This window comes from Mucilaginibacter sp. (assembly GCF_028288205.1).
Taxonomy (GTDB): domain Bacteria; phylum Bacteroidota; class Bacteroidia; order Sphingobacteriales; family Sphingobacteriaceae; genus Mucilaginibacter.
Genome location: NZ_JAQBOD010000058.1, coordinates 109,848 through 136,061, shown reverse-complemented (window position 1 = coordinate 136,061; position 26,214 = coordinate 109,848). Strand labels below are relative to the sequence as shown.

The window sequence follows — 26,214 nt, the reverse complement described above, 5'->3', positions numbered from 1 at the left end:
ACTATTTATTTACCGGAACATCATCATTTTTAACCCAAAAATACAGGCTGATGCTAATTATTATATAGATCAAGATATTAAAAATAGTATGATGATCAATAATTCTATTATCCTGTTTATTCCAAAACAGGGCAAGTAGTACAAAGCGGATAACATTCAGGAACTCAATAGTTATAATTCCAGTCAGTAAAAATATAATTTTTGCTTTTCGTGGTTTAGGATATGCTATTACAAAGGCAGTAAAAAAACTTAAAACACCTAATCCCAGACATGTATATACCAACACAATAATTCCACGACCTGCAACCAGTAATTCATGGTTATTTACAACAACGCTAAAGCCAAAGCAATGTAGCACAAACGCGCTGCAATGAAGCAACAACCAACGCAATGCATATATATAATTTAAATGTTCGGCTAAAAATGGTATGTAGTAATTTCCCGGGCTGGTAATGCCAAAAAATAGAATGTTGAAATAATAAAATAGCAGGAACAGGCTAATAAATATAAGGGCGAATTTTAAAGGGTTATTTTGTTTGTTCGGTATCATTTTGCTGTTTGATAAGTTCGTCTATCTTAATGTCAACTATTAACCTGAACCAAAAACCTTGTAAAAAGTGGAAAATTACACCGGTACGTCCATCCAATATCCCTAATTGAAAAATCATACGTTGGGTAAAATAAAGAGCAGGGCGTACATATCGCGGCAGCCCCCACCATAATTGTTTACGCCAGGCTTTGCGCTCGTTAGGCGAACCCCAAAAATTGGGATTTTCTGTTTGTGCTCTAAATGAGTGCATACGTGCTGCTTCTTCTTGTGCTACCAGGTCACTATAATGGTTATGCTTATCTATCCAAAAACTTATATTATTCTCTTTTAAATTTTCTTCTAACAGGTAACCATCCTTCCATATTTCCGTATTGCCGGGAGCTACAAAGCGATGGTCCATATTTTCATTGGTATCAGAATAACCAACACCATATCTGAACATCTTCAATAAATAAAACGGATAATACCCGCCGTGTTTTATCCATTTACCTTTAAAAAAGTTTTTACGGTTAAAGTATATCCCAGCTATATTTTTATAATCTTCCTCCCTGAAGTTTATTAAATGCTGCTTTAATTCATGGGTTACAATTTGGTCGGCATCCAGGCAAATTACCCATGGCGTTTGTATAGGGAAATTTTTAAGTGCGAAATCCCATTGCTTGGGATGATTCTCAAAAGAATTTTGAAGAAATGTAGCGCCAAATTTTTCACCAATATTTATTGTCTCGTCGGTACTTCCGGAATCTAAAATAAATATAGGCGCATTTAAATCAGTGATAGATTGTAATAAGCGCGGCAAATGCATTTCTTCATTATAGGTTAAAATAATAAATGAATACGGTACGCTCAATTTACCCTGGCTTTAATGATCATGGATTTCCATAAATAAGGTATCCGGCCGCAACCTTTAAAAGCAATTATAGTAAAGCCGGCATCGGTTAGCGCTTTGCTTAGTGTTTTTTTGGACCAAAATTTAATATGCCCGCCATGCCACATGGGACTAAAATGCAGATCCCATTGATTAAAAAGGCTCAATAGTAAATTTTTAAAATAGCCATGATATGGGGTTGAAATTATGATTTCGCCATTTTGGTTGAGTACCTGTTTGCAAAATTCAACAAATCCTTGCGGATCATATAAATGCTCAATAACTTCTGTTGATATGATAGTATCAAATTGTTGTTTTTGTAATTCTTCCGGTAATGTTCCTGTTGATAGATCTTGCAAAAAGAATCTATCGGGGTTTGTTTTACGGGCAATTGCAATGCCTTTGGCAGATGCATCGGTGCCAAAAGCGTTATAGCCATTAGCTAACAGGAAATTAACCAGGTAACCATTGCCGCATCCAAGGTCTAATGTGCAGTTATTGGTGTTTTTATTTAGCAAGGCTAATAACGGTTTGGTTAGATATTCAAACGTATGTGCAGGATCACTAACCTCAAATCCGTAATCTTTATATTCAGCCATGGTTAATAATTTGCTTGTACATATCCATGTATTTTTTTATCAATTTATCGTCATCAAAATCATTGTGAATAATTGCCGGTGCTGTATGCCTGATATGGGTTACATGATCCATTTGATTAGCCGCTATATTATTTATACAATCACTTACTGATTGGATAGTTGTTTGGCATAGCCAGCCAAAGTTGTTTTTAACCACATAATCTGCCAACCCAACATGTTCACTTATTAATACCGGCGTGCCCACACTTAAGCTTTCAATAACTACGTTCCCGAAATTTTCATCGTATGAAGGTAATATCAATAAGTGATGATTACGCAAAATATCAAATTTAGTTTCGTTCTGGAAACCTATCCAGGTAATGTTGAGGCTGCTTAAATTATAGCGGGCAATATTTTTCAGCAGATCTATATAATTTTCATCACCATCGCCTGCTATGGTTAAATGATAGGGAATTCTAAGTGCCGGCAAAGCGTTTAATAAAATATCAAGACCCTTTTTTTCTTCAATTCTTGATAGAAAAAGAAGCTTTAAAATAGGTTTATTAAGCTCTGAATGCCTGGTTAATAGGGGGGGTATCTTAACAAAATTAGGGACATCAAACATCATTTTAGGCTTTATTATGGCAGCAAGGGCCTTTTGTTCTGCGCCTGATGTAGCATGTATGTATGACCGGTTTAGCAAACCTTTCCCCAATAAATTATGCATTAGGTTTTTGACAAAACCATTTTTGTTTTTAAAAGAATAAGAACTTAACGTACCCCTTGGCGAAATTAACACTGGTTTTTTTTTTATCAATGCTATCAGTGCCGAAAATACCGAAACAAGGTTCCACCAGGCGTGAATGTGTACCAGATCAAAACCTGGCACCTCTTTCCATAATCTTATTAAAAGGGATGGAGAAAAGTGTGTGTGGTCCTTACTTAATCGTTTAAAATAGGTTACTTCTACACCCTCGACAAGGGTTTTATTATTTGGCTGAACGGATAATTCGGTAGTACCGTTAGCTGTTGTTGTAAATACTTCAACTACGCAATCTGCATTGACTAATTGCTCACTTAATTTAGCAACAGACATGGTTGGGCCGCCATAAATATAAGCGGGCTTATAGGAAGCATTGATTTGTAATATCTTCAAATGTCTTGTAAGATATTATAGGCCCTTAATATTTTATGAATAATTATCATGGATATATAACTCCAAAAAACAGAGTTTAATAAAAACTCAAAGGTTGAGCCGCGCCAAAAAATTTGAAATAATCCGGAAAATATTAGGGCGGTACCTAAAATATAACCACCAAATAGTTGTTCGGCTTTTTGTGATATTAATTGTACTGCTGCACCATAAACAAATAACGCCAAAAACACCCCAAAAGCACCACCCGAAAGGTAAGCATCAACAACATAAGCGGGTTTTGCCGAAACATTTGACCCCCTGCGTATAACTCCTGCGGTATATACGCGTTCCATCACTAACTGTTCGGTACTGGGTTTTGATGGCCAAAATAGCCGGGGTACAACTACTATACCAGCTTGTTTTACAAGGTCGAAACCATAGTAATCAACATATTCGGGCGTTGATTGTAAAAAAGCTGTAAACATATCTATTTCACTTAACCGATATACTAAAAATCCCCAATTAGTTTCATCGTCAGACTGATTTGAATTAAGTGTGGCATCAAGCGCTATTTTGTAGGCATCATCTGCATTAACATTATCCCCCCATGCATTTGCACGGTAAATACTGTTATATGTTGGTAACAACATAAATAGCAGCAGCAATGCCGGAACAAAAGTAAATGTTACAATTTTTTTATAGTTGGGATATAGAAAAATGCCCAGAACAAGCACACTAATAATAATTGGTTCTTTAAAGCCTGAAGTTAATGCCTCGTAAAAATTGGATAAATATAAAAACACGCAAAATAAGGTGTTAAAAACTTTTTTAAGCGGTATGGCAAATGCCAGGGCAAGTGTGCCGGAGATGAAACTTAATGAACTAAATTGATGGGAAAATTGCGCCAAACCACTAACATTAATTACTAAAATAGATAAGGGAAGGAATACAACCGCTATTATTAATAATACATTTGCCAGCTTTGTATTATCTATTTTATATTTCTGCTTAACCGGATATTTCATTGACAGGATTAAACCCGAAGCAAAGGCAGCATGGCCTAACACATAATATCGCTGGCACTGCGCTGTAAGAGCTAACTTATCGTTATCAATACTAAATTGTAAAATAGATTTATTAAGATCTTCATATCCTAATAAATTCAAGAAATAAAACATAGAACTACAAGCCATATAGCCTATAAATATTATCTGTACTAAAAATATTGGCCGCATTAATTGTGCAGCTATGTTTCTATCAGTTGGTAAAGGTTTTATCCAACCGCTATAAGATATGTAGAATATAAAAAAAGACCCAATCCATGCAATAAGATAAGAAACTATAGGGTCGCCTTGAAGCGCTATTGATAATATCCAGGGTATGTATAATATCAAGTATCGCTCAAAAGACCTACTTGTTTCTTCCATTTTTGTAATTTATAATATTATCCGCCTGTACCGTAAAATTCCAGTCCTTTATTATTTGTTTCGAAGTTTCGCCCATTTGGAATAACCCTTCTTTCCCTTTATTAACAAGTAAATTCAATTTTTCCTCAATGTCGTTTTTAGACCCGGACGTAAATACACATCCGTTTATGTTAGTTTTAACAAGATCTGCTGCACAACCTGTTTTATCAGAAACCAGAATAGCTTTTCCGCAGGCCATTGCTTCGTTAACACTTAAACCCCATGTCTCACTTCTTGAGGAAAGGCAAAATAAGTTGGCTGCCTGGTATATAACCGGCATAAAACTTTGGTTTTTAAAATCCATAAAATGAATTTTAGCTTCAACATTACTTTTAGCGGCTGCAGTTTTTAATGTTAACTCATTTATACCATTGCCCACCAAAAGTAAATGGGCATTTGGGTGATTTAAGTTTATAAATGCCGATAACAGCAGTTCCACATTTTTAACAGATTCAAATTTTCCTGCAAATAATATAAGTATAGCTTCTTTTTCTATTTTTAACGAAGATCTTAATTCTGCTGACTCAACAGGATATCGAATACTAAATCGATCGTTATCCACAGCATGTGGCACAAATATTAATTGAGAATTTTTTAATCCATATTTTTTATAATATGCTTTATTGTTTGTGCCTGTATATAAAGCATAGTCAATATGGTTATAAACCCATTTTAAGTAAATCGTTCTAATCAAATTTTTAAAGCCGGGCTTTTTATTAAGTAATGTGGAGTCGCCGCGGAAAAGTACCGGGATTTTATTTTTAAAGTATCGTATAACGCTTAAATGACTTTTATATGCCCAGCCATATACTAATATAGTATCAGGCTGCCAGGTTTTTATTGAGGTGATAAGATCAGGGTTAATTATGCCATTAAAATGGTGTGATCCGGGGTTGGTTGCTATATTTTTTATCCATTGGTAATCATACCCCTCTAATAGGTCAATATCCCATTTTATCATTTTACCAAATCCAGGGTCATGTTTAGAAATTGATGATTCGCCCCAGGTGTAAAAAACTTTTATATCTATTTTTTGAGCCAATAGCTTAAATACGGGAGCATAATATTGAATTGGGTGCGTAATAATGATGGCTAATTTTTTCATTTGGACGTTAAGTTACCAATTGATAAAAATGGTTTTTCTAATATATGGTAACTTAATCTTGAAATAGGGTATAAAATAATTACGCTTATGCAGGTACTTATAATAGGGGCAACTATTCCTTTTGCAAAGGGCATAAATTCAATTGTAAACTTAACCATTATCGGAAATATCAAAGCGTGAAATAAATAAAAACTGTAAGATATACGCCCGCCTGTTTTAAATAACCGGTTACCTAAAATAGCATTTAACCATTTAACAGAAGTTACTGATAAATATAAAATACCGGCAAATTCACATCCTATAAACGTAAAGCCTAATAGTTTAAAAAAATTATAATAATTATGTGAAAATGATAACACTTGGTTTGATATCATCACACGTCCGGCATAAGTAATTATAATAAATGTGCTCATCCAGATCAGTCGGTTTTTTAATGTGCTGTTATTTTTTATCAAAATTCTGGCAGCCAATATTCCGCAGCCAAACTAAACTCCGTGAAACAATAAGGTGCTGGTTAACTGGTCTGATTGCTTTTTTAATATTAAAATAGTTGAAAGTTCTATTAAAAAAATTATGATGAAAATAAATGAAAAGGTTTTATAAAACCGATTGTGTTTTGATATATAAGTATAAAAGGGATGATGAAGTAAAATTGCCACTTCACTGTTAAAGTCCAAAAATGTGAAGCTGTATTATATTGACCCAATCGCCGCTAAAAATCGTAAACCATCAAGTGTTTGTATCCTTTGTCTCAAATAGTGTGAATTAAATATAGTCTTAAGTCAAATGCAATAGCATTATAAGATATTTTTTAACTCTAAAACAAGATTGAACAGATCACATTGTCTTTTAGTTATATTTTGTGCCGAGTATTTTTCAATGCATTCTGCAGGGTAATCTGGTTTAGTAATACTGTTACTAATCAATTCTTTGAAAAATTTTGAGATGTACTTATCAATTTCAGCTGTGTCATCATAACTATAAATGCATTCTACGCCGTATTCTTTTAAAACAGTTAAAGCCGGGCTTTTTGAATTAAAAATTGCTAATAAAGGTTTTTTAGCTAAGATATACGGATATATTTTTGATGCTGTATATTTTGGATCATCAGAACCAGGCATAAACAAAGCATCGGCATGCTGTAAAGTATTTAGTGTATGAAAATAACTTATCCTATCGGTTATTTCAACAACATTATCACTTACCCCAAATTGTTTTGCAAGTGGTAATATAGTGAGTGCTCCTTCACCCTTTGGTGCATAACTGGTACCAATAAAGTAAAATTTAAGCTGTCTATATAATTCAGGCTGCTCTGTTATTCCTTTTTTTAATGCTTTAAATACCGGTGTTATGGCACTATGCATATCAAAGCCCCCACGGCCAATGTAAACTACATTTTTAAAACCAGGTTCAAGCAAGTTTGTAAAGCTATCTTTATTTTTTATAGCTATATTCATATCTGGCTTAAAGCTTCCAAATGTTACAGTAGCTGCCGGGATATCTTTTATTTCGGGATATCTATTCTTTAAATCGGTTATATAATTTTCTGAGACGCTGATCAACCCATCTACCTGTTTCATCGTTTTAGATTCTAAATATTTGTTAAGCCGGTATGAGAATATATATTTGGGCGGCTGCTGATGTTTCGGCTTATCCTGGTAATATTCAGAATGCCAGGGGTCTTGCATATCAATTATAAAAGGTACTCCAAAAAGTTTTTTCCAATATGGGCCTAATACACATATTGGAAACTGGGTAGTTGAAAAATATATAACATCAAATTTTTTCTCTTGCAATAATTTATTAACCCTTTTACGATAAAACCAAAACGAACGAAATGCAAGGCTGCCTACCCCTAATTTTGAAGTCCATTTTTTACTAAAAGCCTTTACTTTATATATTTTTATATCAGCAGGTATATTTGCCATTAGCAGTTTGTCTTCAGGTAAGTTTGTCCAATAAGAATCTACCGTTACAACTTCTGCTTCCCATCCATATTGTTTAAAATAAGGCAAGCTCATTCTGATACGCTGCATATCTGCAGTGTTAACAGGAGGGAAATATGGAGAAATAATGAGCAGACGTTTCATTTAACCGATAAAAAATATTTGCGGTTTATACCTCTTGCTATTTGATGTGACGGACGCTCAACAAGCCAGTAAAATATATATGCCGACAAAATTGTTAATAGAATAAACAAAGGATAAGTGAAATTATTAAATAATATAAAACGCTTTAACAGGATAAACGCAATGGGGTGGCATAGATATAAAGAATAGGAGAATTTGCCCATTTTTTCCAATGTAAAATTAGGTAAACTGTTTTTATAATAAATTATTTCTGTTTGTATCCATTTATATAATAGCAAAGCAAATACATTCATAGTTAGAATATAACTCAAATGTAAATGAAACTTACCCAGACAGCAAAAGCAACTTATAGTGTAAACTATTATACGATATATTACGACCTTACTATAGGTTGTTGTTTCTAACCGATCTATGTTTTCGGCTATTAATACGCCCAACAGCCAACAGGGCAGGCCAATTAGCCACGTAATATAATTGCCAAACTGCCAGTAGTATCCCTGGTATTCATTATTGTTTTGTTTAAACAAGGCAACCACATCATGATATGACCCAATACCAATTATTAATGCCGCGACGCACCAGGCTATAATAAATTTTGTTTTCCAGCTTAAATTGATGTTTAAAAGCAGTGGATATAAAGCATAATATATCAATTCGCAAAATAAACTCCAGGTTACTGTTTTTTCGGGATGGCCAAAAGCTGCACCTGCTGCAATGATCACAGTTAATGGTATCAATATCCTTAAAAAGCGCCTTACCCAAAATTGTAATACGTTATTAATGCCAGTTTTAGAAGGATAGTGAATAACAAAACCTGATATGATAAAAAACGCAATAACAGCCGATGTTCCGTCAAATGCATTAGCTAAAAAAGCACCTGCAAATTTAAAAGGTAAAAAAATAGAATGTTTTAAACTATCGGCATACATATTGTCAAAATGCGATAGCATTACCATAAAAGCAAGTACAAACCGGATACTATCAACACCATAGAACCATTTTTGAGATTGTTTTTGCTGCATTATTTGTTACTATCTTGAAGCGCTTTCTTTACTGCTTTTAAAAATTTAAGACGCTCTACTTCCCAGTTATATTGCTGATGGGCAAGGCGTAGTGCCTCGGCTTTGCAACTTATTAACTTATCTTTATCCTGGTAATAGCTTAACAGGATGTTTGCTAATATCTCCGAGTTTTTTTTTGGATATAAACTTCCTATTTGTGGATTTTGATTCATAAAATCCTGCTGAGCCGTAGTATTGCTGGCAATAATAGCTAAACCGGCTTGCATATAAGTAAATAATTTATTGCTTAGCGCTATATTATTATTAATACTAAACCCGGGCTCTAAAGCCAACCCAATATCAAATTGAGCTGCAAATTCAATTAATTTATCGGGGTGTACCGGATCATGAAATTGTATTGAAATATCACTGTTGTTTATTTTATCAATAAATGATTTATTGGCGGGTGATTGATTACCTAATAAATGTAATTCAAAATCTGTTTTGTTTAACAATTGTAAAGCATCAACTATATCATTAATTCCTCTGTCGGGTCCTATAGTTTGTGAGAACCAAAATAATTTTAGGGGGTAGCCAACATGTTTTTCAGTGATTGATAAATGACTATTTGGAAAAACGTTAAGCAATATAACCGGGCGTAGATTTGGAAATATTTGCTGATAAGCATTGGCTATTTGTTTACTGCTGGTTGAAAAATAATTTAATTGAGGTATGTATTTATTTTCAACACTTGTTTTTAATATTACGTCTTCATTGTTGCTATCATCGCTGGTTTCGTGCCGGTGAAAATCTTCAGCATCAAAACCACATGATTTATTATTAACTTTTGCTGCAGCTACAACGGCAGGTAATGCGCCCAGATTATGGGCTATATATAAATCGGCAATATGTTTTTTTGCTTCAGTCATTAAAAAATAACTTGCCCGGGCTATGGTCCAATCTGCCATAAATTTACCTTTTGTTTTGCTGCTTACAATTTGAGCAAACTTGTAAATAAACCTGCTTATAAAATAGGTGCCCTGTTTATATTGAGGATCGCCACCTATACAAATGGCTTTCCATTTTTTTGATGAAATTAATTGTTTATCAAATTCTGTTCCCCAGGCATTCCAATAAGCATATAATACTGTTACCTCATAATTGGCATCACTTAAAGCATCAGCTTCTTTAACCAGTCGCGGGTTTAATGATGGCTGACCTGAAGAAATGAGTGCAACTTTTTTTTTATCTGGTAACAATTAATTTTTTAGGTAGATAGGACAGAGTTTATAAATAAAATCTTTATGGATGTCATAACCGGTATTATGTACGTAATGTTCGCTTATAATAAAGTTCCCTAAATTTCTTTCTTTTCTTGCCAGATCATAACATTTTGGTAGAGCTTCAAAGCCACCCTTATGTGTTGCGTACATAGCAAATAATGTTTGCTCTAAATGCCAGGAGGCAGGTAGTCGCAGTTCCTGTTTAAGTACTGTTTCAATAAACTCAAAACAATCTTTATTTAAATTATGCAAAAAAACGCCCGAGTTAAACTTATCGATTATAGGATGATCCAAATATTTGTTGAAAATTTCGTCTGAAAAACAATAAGCACTGTTTACATCTTTGTTGTAACATCCGTTTAAAATAGCTTTTTCAACAATATCAATTATGTTTTTTGGCTGCGAAAAAAATAGTACATCAGAATCAATGAGTAATAAATAAGGAGTCTTTTTTTCAACTATAGTATCAAATAATTTTAATGATAAAATAAAATTTCGGCGTAATTCAGCACTTTTGATGTATCCTTTAGATAATAAATAATTCACAACGGTTGCATCCTGCAACTTTCTTCTGAAAATAGTTATCCCCGGAAATATCTTTTTTAATATTGTTATTTCTTGTTCAGACAATGTACCATCTTCGTGATAATTAATGTAAATATCTTTGTTCCAAAAGCAAAAACTGTAAAGAGCCGCAATTGATTCATAAAAGTTCTTTTTATTAGCTAAAATGGATAAGGTAAGCTGCGCATTAGTCTCCACAGTATGGATAGGCGGTAAAAGATTAATTTTTTTTTCTAAAACGGATCTGTACCATCCTTTTAAAACTTTGTCTGAAATCCTGGTGTAATATTGAGTGTTATTAAACCTAAGTTCGTATTTTACTTTTTTAATTAATTTTTTAATCATAACTATTTAATTGAAAGATATTGAGCGGCAATTATATTTACATTAAATTTTCTCTCAGCCAATTCCCTGCATTTCTTACGGTCTATACTTTTTAGTTGAGCTAATTTGTTTACCATTTCATCATAATTATTTACAATAAATCCATTAACCCCATTTTGAATTATTTCTGGTACCGAACCCTTGTTAAAAGCTATAACCGGCGTGCCACAAGCCATTGCTTCTATCATTACTAACCCAAATGGCTCATTCCATTCTATTGGGAACAACAATGCTTTTGCTTGTTGCAAATAAGTGTTTTTTTCATCATCACTTAAAGCGCCTATATATTTTATTTGGTCATCATCTATTTGTGGTTCTATCTCGGTTTTAAAATAATGATAATTATCAGGTGTGTTTGGTATGTTACCGGCAAGTATTAATTGGTTACCAGTAGCTTTTGCTACTTTTATTGCGGTATGTGCTCCCTTTATTTTATCAAGTCTGCCTAAAAACATTAAAGGAGCATCATTCCTCGCTATACTATTGAGCATGTACTTTGAAAAATCTATAGCATTATAAATCGTTTTCCAATTACCTGCCACATTCCCGGTTGATACACAATAGTTACTGCATGCGGTAAATACCAAGTTTTTGTTAGGTAATAAATTAACAATCCTTATTCCTTTTGATGATACGGGCCGGCCATATGTCATTATTTTTTTTACGCCGGAGTTCAAAATTGGTAACAGATAAATAAGCCGGCCAAAATTATGAACCATATCAAAATTTCTTTTGTTACGGTAAAGATACTTCCACACAAATGCTACTTCGTTGTTCTTTTCCTTGATAGATCGTTGCAGATTGTTAGTGCCAAATGTTACGGTGGTTCCGCTGCAATAAGATGAGGGTCCGGCAAGTAGTGTTATTTCGTGGCCAAGCTTGCTGTACTCTTGGGCAAAAAGATAAGCCAGGCGTTCATGACCGCCATATAATTCAGGTGGCACAGGTATTCCCGGATCCATAATAAGCAGTATTCTCATTTATTCAATTCTTGTTCAACTTGCTGATGGATTGTTACATATTTTTTAGCAGATAGCTCCAAAGTCAGATTTTCAATAATATATTTCCGCGGTTTAAACTGGTTTAAGCTATTCAAAAAATCTATCATTTGGCTTTCAAAATCGCATTGTCCCGTAAATTTTAAACCACATTGTTTGTCCCAATATGGCACAGAACTAACCGGTTCATATTTAACTCTTTTAGGATAATATTCTGGGTCTTGCCAATATCCTGCTCTGTCCCAGGCCAATATTGGCGTATTGGTTGATAGAATTTGCTGGTATGCCAGCCCTTGTGTTTCATGTTCGCATAAAAATATTACGGCTTTTGATTTGCTTAATTTATCCTTTAGCTCATCATGGGTGTACTGCCCGTATTTTATAAGTTGATAAGATAATTTATATTGATTGAGTGTTTGAATTACAGGCTCCAGCAATTCGTTATTATATTTTTCATGTTCCCAACGTATTTTATCATATATCAAAAAATCAAAATGTTTTGTACCCGATAATGGAACCCATTCATCAATATCAATTCCTGTTGGCCAGGCCAATACTTTCCCGGAATAGTAAGGCTCAAACATTTGCCTCATCCATTCGCCGGGTACCAATACACGTTTTACTACAGGGTATTTTTCAAACAGATCCGGACAATCTGTCGGATGAGAGTATATGCCTGCGCCCAATATCACCGGGTTATCCCATTTTCGTTCAAACAGTACGTGTGGTTTACCAATAATACAAGCTATTTCGTCGGGATGTTTTTTAATATAGCTATAATCATTAAAACGATATGGAATGCCCACTTTATCAAGCCCTTCCATTAAATTAAGTGCAACCATCATTACACCACCCGGCCGTGTTTTACCACGTATTAATCTGCGAACTATGCGACGCGGATAACGGTCAAATTTAAACCATCTATCGGGGTCGGGTTCGCTATAAAATAAATTTAGTGGTTTAATCAATTTTTCTGGCTATAATTCCATAACTCATTCCCATTGCAGTGGGGTCTGTTTTCTCAATTATTTTTTTAATGACACGAGCCGGAAACTGTAAAAAAAACCGAGATAACTTAATGTCTTTACTAAAGAATTTTGTGGGGCCATCAAGTGTTACATATTCTATAATTTCAAAACCATTATCATTTAGCAATCTTTGTAAAATATGTGGCCATGCAATAAATACATGATGATTATTGTCAAGGTCAGACTGGGTAAAACAAGTAAGAAATCCTTTTACCATCAAACTAACCCTACTAGTGCTCCAGCCAGGATTAGGCGTAGTTAAAATTAAAAAACCACCCGGGGCCATTGTAGCTGATATGTTTTTTATACATAGCCAGGGATTAGTTAAATGTTCAACCACCTCTAGTAGGGTAACTATATTAGCAGCAGGATAATCATATGAAAAATTAGTTTCAATATTCCATTGCTGTATGTTATCATCAAAAGGCAGCAGATCAAAAGAACAGGCAAGTGCGGTTTTGTTACCCAGTTTTGTTGCTAATGAATTTTCGCCAGCCCCAACGTCATAAAATACAGCCTCATTGTTTTTATAATATTGGCTAATAATATCATTGGTTTTTTGTTGGGCCCAATCAAACCTGTTTAGCAATAAATTAGCTGATAATTGCATACTATATGTTTAAATTTCTTTTTAATTTTAATAGCTTTTCTGTAAAAACAAACCCTACATTTTTGTAAAGCCGGGCCAGTTTCTTATTCTCAACCGGCCTAAAATCAGGGTTGAGCTCATAAACCCATTTGTAAATATTATACCCTTCGGTAATATGAGTATCGGCCATCCAATGGGCCAGGTGCCAAAGTACATTTACTGATGCTTTTTTATACCTTTCTGTTAATCTGTCATTGTCTTCCAGGCTGGTCAGTATTTTTTTATAAATTAAATAGTGCTGATAGTTTTGCACAGCACCTTTAAGTCCCTGATTTATTTGTAACCGCCCATTTAAATGTATTCTATGTAATAGCGCGGCATTATTATAAACTTTAATTAACGGATTTTTTAAGGCAACTTCCAATATAAAAAGTCGGTCATCTCTGAATGCAAAATCTGGTCGATGTGGAATGTCAATTATAAATGATTTTTTAAAAATAAAAGCCGAATAGTGAGAACCGTCACATTCACCCAATTGCTGGGCAATAAAATCATCGCATTCCACTAATGGATGTTCGGCAATAGTATCATCATTAGCATCAATAACTTTATAACCGGCGGTTACTATGTCTGCACCCGAGTGTAAAGCAATATTATATTGTTCGTCATTTGCTTTACCGGCAAGCATATCATCCGAATCCAGAAACCTTATGTATTTTCCTGATGCAATTTCAACCGCTTTATTTACGGCCCAACATTTACCCAGGTTAGATTGCTTTACTGTAAGGATGTTTTTTTGAGTTAACAGCCATTCCCAAGTCCCATCCGTACTGCCATCATCTACAACAATTATTTCAACCTCAATATTATTTTGTTTGCAACTGTTAATGGTTTTGGGTAAGCTCCAAAGCCGGTTGTAAGTAGGTATAATAATACTGATGGCTGTACTCATAATCTTTCTGAAGGCTTTATTTGCCTTACACCAAATAGTGAATGATAAATTTTTCGAAATTTATATTTCAAAAATAATTCTAATCTCTTTTTAAATTCAATTAATATCAACGCCCTTGTTTCTGCGATAAAGTTTAATTGACCTGTATTTTGTTTTTTGAGCCTGTATATATCTTTTTGATATTGGTAATCCATGCTATGATGGCCTAAAAAATGAACAACAAGTGGCGATATTTTTGTAAATGGGTACCAGTTTTGATGTAGTGGATGAGGGGCTGGGGGGTTAATTAAATAATTTTCACCTTTTATAACATTCGTCATATAATGTCCCGGGCATGATAATGGATCGCTCATAATAGTACCATCATCAACTATTGGTTCCTGGTTATTCAGTTGCATAGACAATGCCATTAAACCTTCGTCGGCAGGATAACCACGAAAGCGAACAAAACCTATATTATCATATTGCTTTTCAAGCTCTCTTGCAGTTTCGTAAACCTGGGCCGCTACTGGTCCATTTTCCAAATAATATATCCCTCCGTTAAATTTTGGCAAATGTTTAATATTAAATTTTTTGCAGATAGCAGCAATATCACCAAACCATTCTCCATCAGCAATGTAATTGCCTATTACAGATACATGATGCCCTTTGAATTTTTCAAATATGGGTAATAAGTTGCCATATATTAAACAATCGCTATCAATAAATAGAGTTTGACCGGCAGGAGCAAGTTTGTCTAAATGTAGCTTAGGCGAAAATCCTTTTCCTAATTCATCAGACAATATTTCAACTATTTCTATGCGGTCAATTATATCGTTAGGAACCAATTTTTTTTGATCAGTAACTAATTTAAATTTGATATTACTATCAGGATGCCAATACAAAAATGAACGGGCAAGGTTGACGGCCATGTCGACATATAGTTTTTTAGTTGTGGCAATGGTGAGTATATTTTTATCCATTTGCAGGTTCAGATACGAAAAAAAGCATCTCTCCAGAAAATGTGTCTTACTGGACCAGTATAGTGACGGGCTAATATTCCTGGTACCCGTTTAGGTTTTATTTGAAACTGATCGTCTGTTCTAATAACAAACTTGTTTTTATCAAGCAGTATATTATTGCTTTCGCGGTTTAAAAATGCAAATATAGTTTGTTCGCTAAAATGATCTGATTTTTCGCTAACAGTTTCTAAAAGACGATTTAAAGTTTCCTGATTGTTTACGGACAATTCCTTAATAAGCAGTATTCCTGCACAAAAATAAGGTTTATCATATAGTTTAATCAGGTTCGCGTTATCAATTAAATGTTTGTCGTAAGCAGCCTGAAAATCTTCAGACATGGCCATATCAAAATTCGGATTTGTGATATGCTGATGAATTATGGCATAAGGATCGCCATACCAAATCACATCGGTATCACAATATAATACCGATTTCTTGCTTTCGAGCGTCTGCAGTATGGTTGCAAGCTTTAAACCCATTGGATTTTTTTCGGCAAATGAAACCAGTTGATTTTTTTTATTCCTCCTATGATGGTTTATACAGTCATATCCGCTTACAATACTGATACTGCCCGCCGGGAACAGGCTTAATGCTTTTTTAAACTGATCCATATCTGAACTCAAATCGGTGAAAAGGATAATATGGGGTAAGTTGGAAAATTGTTTATAAATGCTTCTTAAACAGACTTTCAGCATGGGCAATTGCCTGATGCCGCACATCATTACCAGTGTATATTCGTTTGTTATAATTGATTTACGACGAATGGCACTGACATAAAAATAGGAAATTATCAATTTATAAATGATCGGCAACCTAAATGCCAGGCTGTTTTTTATTTTATTTATGAGCATTGAAAAGATCTCGTACTACAGTATGGAAAAATATCATATTGCGTAAAAAAGGATGGATGAGATATAGCCTTACTTTTTGCCGGAACGTTAGCCTGATCAAACTTTTATTGATACATAATATCTCCCGAAAATCATAAGGAGAAAATCTTGCCACTATAAAATTATTCTGTTTTAACTTAGCAATAGCTTTGTGCATAGCTATTTTATATTCGTCACTATGAATTAGAAAATCGTGAAATTCAACAGGAATTTGTTTTATTTGGTTTAAGATATGGTTGGGGGAGTTGATAAACGCTCAATAATATTTTTCATTTGTGAAATGTCTGATCTTTTAAATATTGCAAATAACGTACAGCTTTCCAGCCAATTAGTTTTGATAATATCAAAGTTGCTCCGCTATTATACGGATTAATTGAGAAATCTGGTGTTAATGCTTTGCCTTTTTTTTCAGCTTCAAGAGCTAGGTCCATATACTTTGGATAAAAACTAAAAGCGTTTTCGTAATAAAGCCTACTTAATGCCATCTTTGCATTATGGTTATCTGTACGGGATAACAAATAACTGGCTTTCAAATCAGTTGACTTTAAAATACTAGATGAGGCTTGACGATCCTTTTGCCCGCTTAAACTGTTAGAAGTATTAAATTTACGGTAATAGTTTACAGCGTCAGCTGCATATGTTATTCCCCTTGAAGCCAATACTACCCGGCAAAAAAATTCACCATCGTCATCCACAGTCAAATCCTCGTTCCAAAATCCGGCTTTTGTAATAACGTCGTTTGGAACAAGCCATGCATTTGGTTGTATCATTCCGCCATAAGTTGGGCCAATAAGTCCTCCTCCATATAGCTTTATTAAAAAATCAGCAGGATTATCGCTGCCTTCGGCATACCAATCATGCCGTATAAGTAAGCTGGTTGGCTCAGTTCCATTTTGGAAATGAACCGTGACACATAATGCGAGGTACCCGCGCAGATTTAGTAGCAGGTTTATTTGAACTTCTATCTTATTGTTACTTAACAGATCGTCGGCATCCAGAAATTGAATATATTCGCCTTTAGCTTCTTTTAAACCAGTATTACGAGCTGCTGACGCACCTTTATTTTGTTGGGATAAAACTTTTACCAAGTCACATTCAAAGTTCCTGGCTATATATAATGAATTATCGGTAGAACCATCATCAACAATAATAATCTCTTTGTTTTGCCATGTTTGTTCCAATGCCGATTTAATAGTTTCGGCCAGATAGTTTTCTGCATTGTAAACAGGTATAATAATTGAAACTAAAGCTTCATTCATTGTTGCTTTCAAATATTTCAATCCACCTGTTTTTCAATAATGTATTTACCGGTAATTTATTATCAGTAAGCCAGGGTTGCTGCAACATTTTAATATATTCATCCCTGTCAGTATCTACTTCCTGTATTCGTATAATTAAAGGTTTAAAGTTTATACTTTTTAAATGTATACGCATCATGATATCACGCCCCCAAATCTTTAATTTTCTTTTTATTTTATGTAACGGATTTTTATAAAATGCAGGTCTTATATCTGTAAAATCTGGTTGACTAATTTTTTGGAGTAAATTAAGCAGCCATTTGTATTTTATAGTTAAGTAATCGGTAGCATTTATAAAACTGGCTGTATTAAATATTTCGCCAATAAAAGGGTCGCCAAAGTATATTGGAATGCTGTTGGTTAACATAGCATCATAAAGTTTTTCTGTTTGATAGCCGGGATATACACAATTTTCAAAAGCGATGGTGAATTTATAATCAGCTAAAAATTGCCGTTTTCGTTCCCATATATCCCCCTTATATATCTCATCAATGGTTTGCATGTTTTTCATTGATTTACCGGGTGCGTCAACCTTTTTATATTTTGATAATTGCCTGAAAAACTCTTCGCGATAAAATACGTGATGCGAATACAAAAAATTACAAAAAAACTTCTTGCCTGTATCTATTTCTTCGGAATTGTGGTTGGCAGGTTTTATTAAGGATTGAGGATTGGTGCCGTGCCATTGTATCCTTTTGTAACAAGGGTCATTTACCTCTTCTTCCTTTGGTATGCCAAACGCCCATTCACAAATTGATAGATCTGGCTTAATGTTTTCGCAGAAATAGCCAATGCGGATATAATTACCCTTTGGTGGAATATCGTTGCCATAAGGCCCAAACACAATAAAATCAGGATCGTCAGCTTCTTCAAAATCAAACAATGCTGATACGCCGTTTATATCAAAAACCTCTTTTTTAAAAGTTTGAAAAGTAAGGCCGTTTTGGAAACGGATATTTATAATCGGTTTAGGCAAATTGTACTATTTATGGCTTTCTAAAAAAGTAAAGTCGTCCGGTTTATTAACAGCGGCAATGTGGTCGTAGTAATATTTGTAAATCATGCTAATATCGGCCGTGTTGACGATGTTAGCTGCTGCTTTTTTATAAATAAGCTTACCAATAGCAATTTTTATTTTAGACCAATAGCTAATCTCCGCATCATCGCCCGCATATTCGTAAAATACCATTGCCCGTTTGCCCTGCTCAACTATTGAAGTTTCGTTTCGCAACGATGTCACGGTTTGATCGTGACCAACAGTAAGCGCATTATAGCCGGTATAATAAGTAATATTACATTTTAAATAGCTGATCCTTAACGAATACTCCCAATCCATCATTGCATAAGCCGTATTATATAGCCCTATATAAGCTAATGAGCTGCGTCTTATTAGCTTATGCACATCACCAAAGGTAAAAGAGGGGATAGGTCCCTTTTTCCATTTTTCAAATTGCAACAGGCGACTTTGTTTTTGTATGTTTTTATAATTATCTAAACTGCTTACAAGGTCATTAGATATTATTACATCAACATCAAGATTTTGCAGCATGTAATTTTTACACTCCCTGATAGCATTGTAACAAAACACATCGTCATCAATAATCTTTTTAATGATGGTGCCCTTAGCCATTAACATTGCTTTATTCCAGGCATGGGCCTGGTTTTTATCAGGCTCTGAAATAAACTGGTGTATTTTCCCCGCCTCAAAAAGTTGACTAAGGTATTCTTTAGAGCCATCGGTGCTGTTGCCGTCAACTACTACAATTTCTTCATTTTCATCCAATTCACTAATTAGTTTTTCTAAAGTGATTCTTAAAAAAGGCAAGCGGTTGCGGGTTGCTATAATGTAGGAAAGGTTGAATTGCATTTAAATTGTTTATGGTTGCTTATAGTTTAATAACAATCTTATTTTGGTGGTGAGAACCTCAAACTTTATCTAAATATAATTATGATTTGAACCGTAAGATTTTTTAAACGCTCATTTTTGCATAGGAAAGAATTATAATATCAATGTTCATCTCCAAAAAAACAGTAGTTTTTTTATAAAGTTGATTAATCTGTAAGGTCGAGAGTTTATATATGGATGTAATATATTTTGCAATAAAATGTCATTACCATCAAAGAAAGAAGAGGGTAAACTTATTTCAAATTTGTCATTTGCAATGCATATATTATATACATTATTAGGCATTTCTTTGTATGTGGTGATTTTTTCAAAATCACCACTTTGATATTCAAATGTGGTATTATTTCCTTTTTCAGAAGTTATAAGTGAACCATGTACGATTTTTTGACTATAAATCTTATGATATTTAAAATATTTACCTATTAAATTGGTAAATTCCTTCTTTGATAATTCTTTGATATGAAATGGATTAGAACTTATTTCACCAGTTTTTTCAGGAGAGGAAATAATTAAAATTCCATCGGGTTTTAATACTCGTTTAATTTCATTCATCATTTCTTCATGTTTGTCATGATGCTCAATGGTTTCAAAACTTATTACAACATCTACATATGAATTTTTAACTGGTATTTTATCAGTGGATCCGAGTATAAAAGTTAAATTAGAAGCATTGTATTTTTTTCTTGCCTCCTCAATTGTATCCAAATCGATATCTACACCTATCACTTGTGTTGCTTTAGATGATAATAGATTACTCCCATATCCTTCTCCACAAGCAATATCTAATACTATCTTGTTTTCAATATATGATAGTACAATTCCATATCGATGAAGATGTTCTATAGTTATTGAATTGAAAACAAATGTTTCCAAACGTTCTCCTGACCATGATTTTTTCATATGGGCTTATTTTATATTTTATTCAATAAATTTATAAGATTGATTTTTTATCATTCATTTATGATGTATGGTTTCCAAGTTTGCCAATCATATTTTTCAAAAGCGTGGCATCCGAATGGCAAATCATAATTTAATTTTTTTAAAGATTCTTTTGGTAATGTCTCAATCGAAAACCTAAGGGCAACATCATCTGTTGGTAAGTTAAAAAATGGATAGAATAAATTGCCCCAATATTCAAAAAAGCTATCCTCGTTATAGGGCCAGTTTTTAGCTTTGTTTTTTAATATTTTTAATAGTAGATAAAATGATTTTGTTTTTCTTAATGATAATCCGCCATTTCCAACGTTGCTAATTTTATGATTAATTCTCCATTTTGTTTTTAACAACATTAACACTTTACTATAATTTTTTAAGAACTGCATTTCTCTGTTAAGATTGTCGTACTGAGGGTGCGGAGCCCCAATAAAATCATAATTCTGTTTACACCAGTAAATTAGTTCATCTTTAAAAACAAAAGCATCCAACTGGTATATAAGAATAAATTTAAAACTCAAAAATGTTTTATAGAAATCAGCAGATAGCATTAACTCATTGTATCCTTTAATACTCTGAAAATATTTGGTTTTAAAATGAACAATCTGATATTTAGCAGTGCATATAGCAAAATAGACTTTAAAATCAATATCAGGAGGAGCAACAAAAATTATATGATATTGTGAAAATATTTTAAAGCATTGTTTTAAAGATATGATCTCGAAATAATTTAATTCTTTCTTATAAATTGGAATTATAACAGCTACAGGATAATTACTCATTTGTTATAACGTATTAATATTTTTTTTAGCAGTGTGCGTAATTTTTGTTTGAAATGTTTGAAAGGAGAATCAATTATTACATTATATCTCATAAATCTGTCGGCCCCATTATCAGGCAATGTATTTTGCGGATGAATTACATTCAAGAGATCAAACTGTTTCATTTTTGCATGAGTAGAGTTTTCTGAAAGTGTATGAGTTGCATCCGGCCCAAAACCGATATTTGAAATCATGTTTCGCCATGGTATTACACAAACGCCACTATTATTCCATATGCAGTACATCCATTGATAATCCCAAGTGTCAAATCCATTTAATATATGGCTAAAATTGCTTAACCAAAGTACGCGCTCCCGCTCTATCGGGAATGTTCGTTTAAGCATTTTAGTACACGCATTTTTGTTAAAGCCTTTAAGCTCAAAACTATATAATTTCCAGGCTCTTCTCCAAGTGGCCCAACCCCATACATGCACATATTTTGATATATAATATGAATTTGAATTGAGAGGCGTAGGTTGATAGCTTGTGCCACTTATCATCATGATATGAGTATCATTTTGGTATCTTTTTAACATGACCTCACAGAAATCAAAAAAACTTTCATTTGGCAAACAATCATCTTCTAAAATAATACCCTGTTCCACATGATCAAAAAACCAGGTAATGGCCTCGCTTACAGCCTTTCCACAACCCAAATTTTCTTCTCTAAATAAAGTATGTACCTCGCATGGCCAATCAACCTGGGTCGCTATTAGTCTAACCTGGGTACACAAGTTATCCTCATTTTTGTCTTTCCTTGGTCCATCAGCTGCAATAAATAGTTGGGTGGGGCGTGCTTTTTTAATAGCCTCAAAAACACTTGCAGTTAACTGCGGCCTATTAAAGACAAGAAAAAGAACGGGTGTATTAACCGGCATAAGATTCAGCATTTATCAATGTCCATTCTTTCATGAATACCCCTTTGGGGTATTCATGTGCTGTATTTTGTCCTAACCAAAACTCAGGAGCGATCACTTTTTTTTCAGTTTTATTATTTAACCAAGCTCCCCACCAGCTAAATGAACTATTTGATAATATACAGATGTCGGCATTGATTAAAAACTGAAAATCTGTTATTTCATCGTTTTCTGATATGTATTTATTATCTAAATAACCAAACTCTGTTTTTACAAATGCTATATCGTCAGAAATAAAGACATAATAATTATCTTCATGATGTATACTATTAATGGCCTTATGATAATAATCTGTGTTTAATGCTACGCGCTCTGCAATATAATCACCACGACGAACATGCACGATGATATATTTGAGATTTTTGGGTAGTGACAGAAAGATAGTTTCAAATTTTTTTGTGTAAATATTCTGTATGGTAAATAGCCGTTTTATATCATCCTTGTAGCTTAAAAAATATTCTTCTGATTGAAAATACCCTGTATAAAGGCAATTGTTTCTGATTTTGTGAAGTTGTGATGCCGGCGATTCATAATTTGAAAACATTTCGTTGCGAAGAAAAAGTAAATTCTTCAATAAATAATAAAATAGCCATCTGGCGTAGTGGCTGAAAATATTTTTATAGCCTTTAATTGAGAATATATGGCTATCAAGCCCATTACAAAAATCATCTTCAATGTTAAAGTATTTATTTAGCAAAAGATAATCCACACTCTTATCGAGATAAAAATTGGTTTGCAGTTTTTTTGCAGCAGCATATATAAAAGCATATTGAAAAAGCTGATTGCCAAGCCTGCCTTCTAATTTCACTGCTATCATTTAGTAAAAATCATCCTTTTGATTTTATTGATGGCTCTATCTATAACCGTAAGTTTCGGATAAATACGCTTCACGGTTTTTTGTTGTAAGTTGGTATAGAATTTTTTTTTCGATTCGGCAGTTACTAATTTTATGGGCTTTTTGCCGCGGCTGTGGAACCAACTGTAGCGGCCTTTACCTAACATATAATCCAGATATTTTTCATCTATCCTATCAAAAAATGGATATAATGCTAAAGTAGCCTTCATTGATACCGACCATAAATTAGCTTCGGCATCACGCATCCAGTATGAGTTTTGATGATCTAACCGATGGTAATAATAAGTGTCTTTTAATATTACCGCTTTTGCACCGGTAATAGCCTGTCTTAAGCCAAAAGTCCAGGTATCAAGTGCTCCGGTTCCTTCTGCATAACCACGTGCATTAACCCAGCTTTGTTTGGTAAATAAGTAATTGCCATGCTGGCCGGGTGTGTTCCCATCTGTTAAATACATCCCCCTATCAAATTCACCATCCGGGAGGGTCCATATATAATCGGGTTTTAACTTATCAGACGTAAAAAAATGCTGATATTGAAATGATGCAACATCCGCATTGCAACCTATCAAATATTCTTTTAATGGTTTAATACTATTGGGCGCTAATACATTATCAGCATCCAGGCAGAATAATAGCTCATGCTTTGCATTGTCTACTGCCGTATTTCTGGCGGCGGCACCGCCTTTATTTCTGTTATGCGCTATCAGGATTATTTCAGGATACTTTTTTTTCAGATCTTTTAAAGTTTCTCCGGTTTCATCTGTTGAACAGTCATTAACAATAATTAGTTCGTCACCAATTTTAAAATTGGTTTCTATTATTGAATTAACGGATTCAATAATAGTATCAGCGCAATTGTAGGCCGGTATAAAAAAACTAATATTTTCCATTACTTATCAGCATATTTATTAATAAGTCTTCGCTCAAAGTATTTATAGCTTAAATGGGCCATTATTATAACTATAGCCAGGTAGACAATGAAAAAACATAGATCAATTACAGGGTTTGAAGTTATAATAACCCAACCGCCAAAGAAAGTAGCGGCTAACATAAAAAATGCTAAAATAGGACTGTGAAATAAGTAAATTCCGTAAGATATCTTACCCAAATAAATTATAGGTTTTGATGTAAAAATTGACGGAAAAATAGGTTTTTTTACAATAGCTGGAGCAATTAAGACAAATGCAAATAAATTAACAAGCGTATATTGGTAAAAAGCCCTGATATTTATAAAAAACCAAGATGTTTTTTCAACAAACCAATAACCCGGAAAATCAAAACCGAGACTTTTGCCGGCAACTAAAAAATATCCGGCTTTACGTAAAAAAAATAAGCATGTTAAGCCAACAGCAATGCATATTGTTAAAACTATAAAAAAATTGAGATAGGGAAATCTGATCTTTATTGGGAACAAAGCCAATAGTGCCCCTGTTGCCAAAGCATCAGCCTGACAAAAAGTGTTAGTATAAAAAAATTCACCAAGCCAATAACTATTTGTAACTAAATGTACGCCAACAATTGCAGCCCATAGCCTCATAAGCGGGCAAATAATTATAATTGAAATTATTATTTTTTTTAATGTCCTGGTATCTGAAAAATAAACAATAAATGGAAATATAAGATAAAATTGCTCCTCAACAGCTAATGACCATACATGACCAGAAAAATGATTGCTGGAAATATGCCAATTAAAAAAGTAGGCTAAATTCAATTTTGTGTTGAATGTAAATGTTAAATAAGCAGGCAGATCATATTTGATAGAGTTTATAGCTGAAAGAATCACTTCATTATGTGAAAGCACAGGTATAAACCAATAGGTGAATAAAATTATTAGTGTAGTAACAAGAAAAAACAAATAATAAATTGGTAAAATTCTTAATGCACGCTTAAAAAAGAAGTTACGGATATAGGGCTTAAAATCCTTACTTTTTTCATTTACCAATATCCGGGTTATTAAAAACCCAGACAATACAAAAAAAATATTTACACCTATCCATCCAAATTTTAATGAAATGCTATTATTTGGCCAGTGGGTAGAAATTACGAGGAATGCTGCTAAAGCACGTATGCCATCTAAACCTGGTATATAATCTAATTTATTAATTGAGTTGCTCAAGTTCTTTGATTATATACTTACACCACTTTTGGTAATACAATTCATTTTTCCAATATTGATAGGCCTTTTTGCCTTTTTCAATGGCTTCTTTTTTATCGAAGCTTTTTAATAAGCTATCTAATTCATCAACAGATGATACATAATAACTCATTTCATCCCAGGGTATAAAATTTTTAAAAGGCCGGACATCCATATCGCCAATTAAGCATGGCGCAGTGCCTAACTGCATAGCTTCAAAAAAGCGGAACGAATTGCAACTGGTTCCACGAGGGCATAACGCTATGTATGATGCCATTGTGTTTAAATTGTAGTTTTTAGCCCAAAACCAACGTTTATAAAAACGGGTAGGCATCCCCCCGGCAATTAGTATATCATCACTATCTTTATATTTTTTTTGCATTTCAACACGTATCGGATGTGTTTCAAACGATCCGTTAAAACTTGCGATATAATTTTTTTTAATAGGGACTGGCGGTTTACGATGCGGGCTACAGAGGATAGGTATGTCTATACCATCGTTAATGGTGCGTGCAGCCGTAAATACCACCATTTTGCCGTTATTTAACAATGTGCCGCCGTCAAACTGGCTTATTGTAAATGTTTTGGCATTATCAATAATTATTTTGTCAATCACAGCTTGTAATTCGTCAAGGCCTTCTCTGTTTGCAGCAAAATGATGGTTAATATGCCAACGCGTCCAATAAACCGGCAGATAATGCCAATCGGCCTCATCAGGATTTTGAGTAACAATATACTTTTGTTTTTTTAACCAGATTAAAAAATCCTGCTCAATGCCATAATCTTTGTTGTGAGTGGGATATTGAAATGTTTGTTTTTTCGGTTGTAATAAAAACGGGATATGCAGAATGAAAACTTTCATTAAAT

27 protein-coding genes are annotated in these 26,214 nt (G+C 33.7%); all 27 read right to left on the bottom strand.

What is annotated here, in order from left to right; genetic code table 11:
- Window position 1 precedes the first annotated feature (1 nt).
- The 27 genes from xrtY to JWR23_RS14950 all read right to left on the bottom strand — a co-directional run bounded on the left by xrtY (window position 2) and on the right by JWR23_RS14950 (window position 26,209).
- Window positions 2–550, bottom strand: coding sequence for an exosortase Y (xrtY, locus tag JWR23_RS15080; protein WP_299517030.1), 549 nt, complete (start codon window positions 548–550; stop codon window positions 2–4).
- A complete protein-coding gene (locus JWR23_RS15075) occupies window positions 528–1,400 on the bottom strand; it encodes a glycosyltransferase family 2 protein (protein WP_299517029.1) in 873 nt (290 codons plus the stop codon). Before JWR23_RS15075 ends, xrtY begins: the two co-directional genes overlap by 23 nt.
- On the bottom strand, window positions 1,397–2,017 hold the full coding sequence (locus JWR23_RS15070) for a class I SAM-dependent methyltransferase (RefSeq protein ID WP_299517027.1): 621 nt from the start codon (window positions 2,015–2,017) through the stop codon (window positions 1,397–1,399). The genes JWR23_RS15075 and JWR23_RS15070 overlap by 4 nt, the downstream gene beginning before the upstream one ends.
- Complete coding sequence (locus tag JWR23_RS15065) at window positions 2,010–3,152, bottom strand: XrtY-associated glycosyltransferase XYAG1 (protein ID WP_299517025.1); 1,143 nt, start codon at window positions 3,150–3,152, stop codon at window positions 2,010–2,012. Before JWR23_RS15065 ends, JWR23_RS15070 begins: the two co-directional genes overlap by 8 nt.
- Window positions 3,149–4,558, bottom strand: a complete 1,410-nt coding sequence (locus JWR23_RS15060) for an exosortase Y-associated Wzy-like protein (protein WP_299517024.1) — start codon at window positions 4,556–4,558, stop codon at window positions 3,149–3,151. The genes JWR23_RS15065 and JWR23_RS15060 overlap by 4 nt, the downstream gene beginning before the upstream one ends.
- Entirely contained in the window at window positions 4,542–5,702 is a 1,161-nt protein-coding gene (locus JWR23_RS15055; RefSeq protein ID WP_299517022.1) for a glycosyltransferase family 4 protein, read from the bottom strand. The genes JWR23_RS15060 and JWR23_RS15055 overlap by 17 nt, the downstream gene beginning before the upstream one ends.
- Window positions 5,699–6,115 carry a hypothetical protein gene (locus JWR23_RS15050; RefSeq protein WP_299517021.1) on the bottom strand — a complete coding sequence of 139 codons (417 nt, stop codon included), beginning with the start codon at window positions 6,113–6,115 and terminating at the stop codon, window positions 5,699–5,701. The genes JWR23_RS15055 and JWR23_RS15050 overlap by 4 nt, the downstream gene beginning before the upstream one ends.
- Window positions 6,116–6,499: 384 nt before the next feature.
- A complete protein-coding gene (locus JWR23_RS15045) occupies window positions 6,500–7,792 on the bottom strand; it encodes a hypothetical protein (protein ID WP_299517020.1) in 1,293 nt (430 codons plus the stop codon).
- Window positions 7,789–8,814, bottom strand: a complete 1,026-nt coding sequence (locus tag JWR23_RS15040) for an acyltransferase (RefSeq protein ID WP_299517019.1) — start codon at window positions 8,812–8,814, stop codon at window positions 7,789–7,791. The genes JWR23_RS15045 and JWR23_RS15040 overlap by 4 nt, the downstream gene beginning before the upstream one ends.
- The gene (locus JWR23_RS15035; protein WP_299517017.1) at window positions 8,814–10,052 is read right to left on the bottom strand and encodes a glycosyltransferase; all 1,239 of its coding nucleotides are present in this window, start codon (window positions 10,050–10,052) and stop codon (window positions 8,814–8,816) included. Before JWR23_RS15035 ends, JWR23_RS15040 begins: the two co-directional genes overlap by 1 nt.
- Window positions 10,053–10,985, bottom strand: a complete 933-nt coding sequence (locus tag JWR23_RS15030; RefSeq protein WP_299517016.1) for a hypothetical protein — start codon at window positions 10,983–10,985, stop codon at window positions 10,053–10,055.
- Window positions 10,986–10,987: 2 nt separating this feature from the next.
- Entirely contained in the window at window positions 10,988–12,004 is a 1,017-nt protein-coding gene (locus JWR23_RS15025) for a glycosyltransferase family 4 protein (protein ID WP_299517015.1), read from the bottom strand.
- Window positions 12,001–12,990 carry a hypothetical protein gene (locus tag JWR23_RS15020; RefSeq protein WP_299517013.1) on the bottom strand — a complete coding sequence of 330 codons (990 nt, stop codon included), beginning with the start codon at window positions 12,988–12,990 and terminating at the stop codon, window positions 12,001–12,003. The genes JWR23_RS15025 and JWR23_RS15020 overlap by 4 nt, the downstream gene beginning before the upstream one ends.
- Complete coding sequence (locus tag JWR23_RS15015) at window positions 12,983–13,660, bottom strand: methyltransferase domain-containing protein (protein ID WP_299517012.1); 678 nt, start codon at window positions 13,658–13,660, stop codon at window positions 12,983–12,985. Before JWR23_RS15015 ends, JWR23_RS15020 begins: the two co-directional genes overlap by 8 nt.
- Window position 13,661: 1 nt before the next feature.
- On the bottom strand, window positions 13,662–14,591 hold the full coding sequence (locus JWR23_RS15010; protein ID WP_299517010.1) for a glycosyltransferase family 2 protein: 930 nt from the start codon (window positions 14,589–14,591) through the stop codon (window positions 13,662–13,664).
- Window positions 14,588–15,553 carry a hypothetical protein gene (locus JWR23_RS15005; protein ID WP_299517008.1) on the bottom strand — a complete coding sequence of 322 codons (966 nt, stop codon included), beginning with the start codon at window positions 15,551–15,553 and terminating at the stop codon, window positions 14,588–14,590. Before JWR23_RS15005 ends, JWR23_RS15010 begins: the two co-directional genes overlap by 4 nt.
- An 8-nt stretch (window positions 15,554–15,561) precedes the next feature.
- Window positions 15,562–16,443 carry a putative nucleotide-diphospho-sugar transferase gene (locus JWR23_RS15000; protein WP_299517007.1) on the bottom strand — a complete coding sequence of 294 codons (882 nt, stop codon included), beginning with the start codon at window positions 16,441–16,443 and terminating at the stop codon, window positions 15,562–15,564.
- Between the two features lie 308 nt (window positions 16,444–16,751).
- A complete protein-coding gene (locus JWR23_RS14995; protein WP_299517005.1) occupies window positions 16,752–17,741 on the bottom strand; it encodes a glycosyltransferase family 2 protein in 990 nt (329 codons plus the stop codon).
- On the bottom strand, window positions 17,734–18,756 hold the full coding sequence (locus tag JWR23_RS14990) for a glycosyltransferase family 10 (RefSeq protein ID WP_299517004.1): 1,023 nt from the start codon (window positions 18,754–18,756) through the stop codon (window positions 17,734–17,736). The genes JWR23_RS14995 and JWR23_RS14990 overlap by 8 nt, the downstream gene beginning before the upstream one ends.
- Window positions 18,757–18,762: 6 nt before the next feature.
- A complete protein-coding gene (locus JWR23_RS14985; RefSeq protein WP_299517003.1) occupies window positions 18,763–19,647 on the bottom strand; it encodes a glycosyltransferase in 885 nt (294 codons plus the stop codon).
- Between the two features lie 147 nt (window positions 19,648–19,794).
- Window positions 19,795–20,586, bottom strand: a complete 792-nt coding sequence (locus tag JWR23_RS14980) for a bifunctional 2-polyprenyl-6-hydroxyphenol methylase/3-demethylubiquinol 3-O-methyltransferase UbiG (protein WP_299517002.1) — start codon at window positions 20,584–20,586, stop codon at window positions 19,795–19,797.
- A 50-nt stretch (window positions 20,587–20,636) separates the two neighbouring features.
- Window positions 20,637–21,401, bottom strand: a complete 765-nt coding sequence (locus JWR23_RS14975) for a DUF5672 family protein (protein ID WP_299517000.1) — start codon at window positions 21,399–21,401, stop codon at window positions 20,637–20,639.
- Complete coding sequence (locus JWR23_RS14970; protein WP_299516999.1) at window positions 21,398–22,318, bottom strand: nucleotide-diphospho-sugar transferase; 921 nt, start codon at window positions 22,316–22,318, stop codon at window positions 21,398–21,400. Before JWR23_RS14970 ends, JWR23_RS14975 begins: the two co-directional genes overlap by 4 nt.
- Window positions 22,308–23,174 (bottom strand): alpha-1,2-fucosyltransferase, encoded by an 867-nt coding sequence (locus JWR23_RS14965; RefSeq protein ID WP_299516998.1) that lies wholly within the window; start codon window positions 23,172–23,174, stop codon window positions 22,308–22,310. Before JWR23_RS14965 ends, JWR23_RS14970 begins: the two co-directional genes overlap by 11 nt.
- Window positions 23,171–24,103, bottom strand: a complete 933-nt coding sequence (locus JWR23_RS14960; protein ID WP_299516997.1) for a glycosyltransferase family 2 protein — start codon at window positions 24,101–24,103, stop codon at window positions 23,171–23,173. Before JWR23_RS14960 ends, JWR23_RS14965 begins: the two co-directional genes overlap by 4 nt.
- Window positions 24,103–25,329 carry an acyltransferase gene (locus JWR23_RS14955; RefSeq protein ID WP_299516996.1) on the bottom strand — a complete coding sequence of 409 codons (1,227 nt, stop codon included), beginning with the start codon at window positions 25,327–25,329 and terminating at the stop codon, window positions 24,103–24,105. Before JWR23_RS14955 ends, JWR23_RS14960 begins: the two co-directional genes overlap by 1 nt.
- Window positions 25,313–26,209 carry an exostosin family protein gene (locus tag JWR23_RS14950; protein WP_299516995.1) on the bottom strand — a complete coding sequence of 299 codons (897 nt, stop codon included), beginning with the start codon at window positions 26,207–26,209 and terminating at the stop codon, window positions 25,313–25,315. Before JWR23_RS14950 ends, JWR23_RS14955 begins: the two co-directional genes overlap by 17 nt.
- Window positions 26,210–26,214: the final 5 nt, after the last annotated feature.

Bases quoted from the DNA above. Each gene is read 5' to 3' on its own strand.
- xrtY (WP_299517030.1), bottom strand. From the start codon at position 550: ATGATACCGAACAAACAAAATAACCCTTTAAAATTCGCCCTTATATTT.
- JWR23_RS15070 (WP_299517027.1), bottom strand. From the start codon at position 2,017: ATGGCTGAATATAAAGATTACGGATTTGAGGTTAGTGATCCTGCACAT.
- JWR23_RS15060 (WP_299517024.1), bottom strand. From the start codon at position 4,558: ATGGAAGAAACAAGTAGGTCTTTTGAGCGATACTTGATATTATACATA.
- JWR23_RS15055 (WP_299517022.1), bottom strand. From the start codon at position 5,702: ATGAAAAAATTAGCCATCATTATTACGCACCCAATTCAATATTATGCT.
- JWR23_RS15050 (WP_299517021.1), bottom strand. From the start codon at position 6,115: ATGAGCACATTTATTATAATTACTTATGCCGGACGTGTGATGATATCA.
- JWR23_RS15045 (WP_299517020.1), bottom strand. From the start codon at position 7,792: ATGAAACGTCTGCTCATTATTTCTCCATATTTCCCTCCTGTTAACACT.
- JWR23_RS15040 (WP_299517019.1), bottom strand. From the start codon at position 8,814: ATGCAGCAAAAACAATCTCAAAAATGGTTCTATGGTGTTGATAGTATC.
- JWR23_RS15030 (WP_299517016.1), bottom strand. From the start codon at position 10,985: ATGATTAAAAAATTAATTAAAAAAGTAAAATACGAACTTAGGTTTAAT.
- JWR23_RS15025 (WP_299517015.1), bottom strand. From the start codon at position 12,004: ATGAGAATACTGCTTATTATGGATCCGGGAATACCTGTGCCACCTGAA.
- JWR23_RS15015 (WP_299517012.1), bottom strand. From the start codon at position 13,660: ATGCAATTATCAGCTAATTTATTGCTAAACAGGTTTGATTGGGCCCAA.
- JWR23_RS15010 (WP_299517010.1), bottom strand. From the start codon at position 14,591: ATGAGTACAGCCATCAGTATTATTATACCTACTTACAACCGGCTTTGG.
- JWR23_RS15005 (WP_299517008.1), bottom strand. From the start codon at position 15,553: ATGGATAAAAATATACTCACCATTGCCACAACTAAAAAACTATATGTC.
- JWR23_RS15000 (WP_299517007.1), bottom strand. From the start codon at position 16,443: ATGCTCATAAATAAAATAAAAAACAGCCTGGCATTTAGGTTGCCGATC.
- JWR23_RS14995 (WP_299517005.1), bottom strand. From the start codon at position 17,741: ATGAATGAAGCTTTAGTTTCAATTATTATACCTGTTTACAATGCAGAA.
- JWR23_RS14985 (WP_299517003.1), bottom strand. From the start codon at position 19,647: ATGCAATTCAACCTTTCCTACATTATAGCAACCCGCAACCGCTTGCCT.
- JWR23_RS14980 (WP_299517002.1), bottom strand. From the start codon at position 20,586: ATGAAAAAATCATGGTCAGGAGAACGTTTGGAAACATTTGTTTTCAAT.
- JWR23_RS14975 (WP_299517000.1), bottom strand. From the start codon at position 21,401: ATGAGTAATTATCCTGTAGCTGTTATAATTCCAATTTATAAGAAAGAA.
- JWR23_RS14970 (WP_299516999.1), bottom strand. From the start codon at position 22,318: ATGCCGGTTAATACACCCGTTCTTTTTCTTGTCTTTAATAGGCCGCAG.
- JWR23_RS14965 (WP_299516998.1), bottom strand. From the start codon at position 23,174: ATGATAGCAGTGAAATTAGAAGGCAGGCTTGGCAATCAGCTTTTTCAA.
- JWR23_RS14960 (WP_299516997.1), bottom strand. From the start codon at position 24,103: ATGGAAAATATTAGTTTTTTTATACCGGCCTACAATTGCGCTGATACT.
- JWR23_RS14950 (WP_299516995.1), bottom strand. From the start codon at position 26,209: ATGAAAGTTTTCATTCTGCATATCCCGTTTTTATTACAACCGAAAAAA.